Origin of the sequence: Sphingomonas sp. (genome assembly GCF_051962185.1) — a bacterium.
Taxonomy (GTDB): domain Bacteria; phylum Pseudomonadota; class Alphaproteobacteria; order Sphingomonadales; family Sphingomonadaceae; genus Sphingomonas.
This window is the reverse complement of sequence record NZ_JBQCCN010000206.1, coordinates 1-2592: the sequence shown is the minus strand read 5'-3', so window position 1 is coordinate 2592 and position 2592 is coordinate 1. Positions and strand designations below refer to the sequence as shown.

The 2592-nt window shown below is 68.2% G+C and carries 3 protein-coding genes; all 3 read right to left on the bottom strand.

What is annotated here, in order from left to right; all coding sequences use genetic code 11:
* Positions 1-731: TIGR03915 family putative DNA repair protein (locus ACTHJR_RS13175; RefSeq protein WP_440523690.1), on the bottom strand; the 731-nt coding region annotated here is incomplete at its 3' end.
* A complete protein-coding gene (locus ACTHJR_RS13170; protein ID WP_440523689.1) occupies positions 731-1795 on the bottom strand; it encodes an SO2930 family diheme c-type cytochrome in 1065 nt (354 codons plus the stop codon). The genes ACTHJR_RS13170 and ACTHJR_RS13175, both read right to left, overlap by 1 nt.
* Positions 1792-2592, bottom strand: an 801-nt coding sequence (locus ACTHJR_RS13165; RefSeq protein ID WP_440523688.1) for a parallel beta-helix domain-containing protein, incomplete at its 5' end; no start/stop codon positions are given. The genes ACTHJR_RS13170 and ACTHJR_RS13165, both read right to left, overlap by 4 nt.

The following is a 2592-nucleotide window of genomic DNA, read 5'->3' as shown; positions in this document are numbered from 1 at the left end:
TTGACCCGGGCCGGGTTGAAGATCGACGCGTAATAGGTCTTCCACACCGCCTCGACCGGGTCGCCGTCGGGCGCGTCCGCTTTCGACGCGCCGGGCCCCTGGCTCAGCCGCTTGCCGTCCCAATGGATCGAGATTTCCGGGGTCAGGATCGACCAGCGCATCGTCGCGAAACGCTCGACGAAGAAGCCGGCATTGGCGCGGACGATGTGATGCTCGGGCTCGAACCAGGCGACATAGCGGGTCCCGGAGTCTTCCCGGGCGGTGCCAGCCCGCTCCCCCACCCGACCACCCAAATTATCTTGTGGGCGGTCGGGTGGGGGAGCGGGCTGGTGCGGCATTTCGCGGAAGCGCAGAAACGCGCGCATCTTGTGGATGTCGCGGCGCACTGCCTTGGCCAGGCCCTCCAGCCTGCGGACCAGCGGGTCGGCCTGGTCCTCGACCAGCCCGGGTTCGCGCAGCACCCGGTCCAGCAGCTTGTGGAGCAACGCGAAACGCTGGCGGTCCGCATGGAGGATGGCGGAACGCGCGAGGTCGATGAACCCGCGCGGCACCGAGAAAGCGCCGCGCTCGGCCGGGATCACCGGCATCTGGCCGGCGAACAACTGGCCGGGATCGTCCTCGCCTATTTGCCACACCACTTGGTCGGGCGGCACCTGGTCGAGCACCAGCCCGCGCACCGCGTCGCGCCAGCCGTCGAAATCGTCCTCCGCCTCCAGCGTGACGACGCGCATCAGCGCGTCGCGGCGGCCGTGCCCGTCGCCTTCATGTCGAGAATCCATTGCGTCAGCAGCGCGATCGCCTCGTCGTGCGTGGTCGCGCGGCCGAGCTCGGGCATCGCCACGCCGGGATCGGTAGAGGCCATGCGGTAGAGGATGATCGAATCGTCGGGCTTGCCCGGGTCGATGTCGAAATCGCGATCGCCGCTGCCGCGCCCGGCGGCGACCGGACGCTTGCCGATTCCACGCGCGACCGGGTCGGCAACGTCCCAGCCGAGGAACAGGCCCGAATTGGACGCCGCGCCCTTGGGATTGTGGCAATGTGCGCAATTGCTTTCGAGATAGGCGCGCGCCCGGGCGTCGATCGGCGCGGAAGAATCGTCCCAGCGCGCGAGCCGCGGCGCGTCGGCCGGCGCGCGGTCGAGCATCCCGGCGCGGACCAGCGCCGCAAGTTGCTGCCCGTCGTTGAGATTGCGCGCCTTGGGCCCGATCGGGGTGATCGCGCCGGCCAGCGAATGACAATCCTTGCACTGGTTCTGGTTGGGCACCGAATAGCTGATCGTCCGCGCCTTGCCCGAGGGATCGGCGAAAGTGACGGGAATGCGCGTTCCGGCGCGCTTCAGCACCGCATCGCTGCCGTCGGCGTTCCAGACATAGGGGACCGCGACCCAACCTTGGGTGCGATGCAGCAGCAAGCGCGTCTCGAGCGGCTTGAACGCGCCGTTCTGCTCATAGCCGAAGGTCTTGATCAGCGCCGAGCCGACCGGGAAATCGAGCGCCGCCGACGGGTCGTACGCCGCCTTCTTGCCGGCCGGCACGTAGAGAAAGCGCTGCTTCTCGGCATAATCGGAAAAGAGCGGGGTGTTGAGGTGATAGGGCATCACCCGCGCCGCCGGCGTGCGCGCGCGAAGATCGGCGAAGAAGCCGTAGTCGCTGAGCGCGGGCGCATAGCCGTCCTGGAGGATGGCGGCATCGTCCACCGTCGGCGCCGGTCGCGCGGCAACCCCCAGGATCAGCACCGCGCACGCCGCCGAAACCGCCAGCGACGCGCGACGCATCCGGGCGAGCGCCCCGCTCACTTCGCCGCCGCCTCCATCGCTGCGGGCAGGACGACCGGCGCGCGCGGCGGCATTGCCGGCGTCTTGGACAGATCGGCCGGCGCCGGCTTGGCATCCGACAGCGGCGCGCCTTGCCGCAGATTGAGGCTCAGCACCGGCACCTTGTCGGCGACGCGGATGCCAGTCTCTCCCTTGACCGCGCCGTCCCACAGTACCGGTGGCAGGCTACCGCCGAACGCCGCCTTGAGCTGCTCGCCACCGGGGAAACCCGGGTCGAACCCGGCCTTGCCGTGACGATTTCCCGACACCTCGACCCGGCGCGGATAGGGATTGTATTTGGTGTCGGTGAAGGCGTTGCGATAGGCGGTGATCATCACATTGGCCGTCGCGTTGCCCGACAGATCGTTGTCGGTCACCCAGACCTGATCGTTGGCCATTACCAGGACGCCGGTGCCGCGCGGCACGGTCGCGACGATATTGCCCTTGGGCGCGAAATTGGCCTGGTCGTTGTCGATCGCTTTGTTGCCCCCGACGCGGACGTCGCCGCCATTGCCGCGCGGCAGGTTGGGCAGATCGAACACCAGGATGCCGCCGGTATTGTGCGTGGCGAGATTGTTGGTGACGTCGGCATGGCGGCTGTTCTCGATCTCGATCCCCGCGACATTGCCCGATGCGGTCGAGTTGCGGACGATGATGTCGCTGCTCTGCCCGACATAAATGCCGGCGTCGGACGCCCCCTTTACGGTGACACCGTCGATCAGCACCTGGCTGCTCTCGACCGGATAGACGCCATAGGCGCCGTTGGTTTCCTTGGGCCC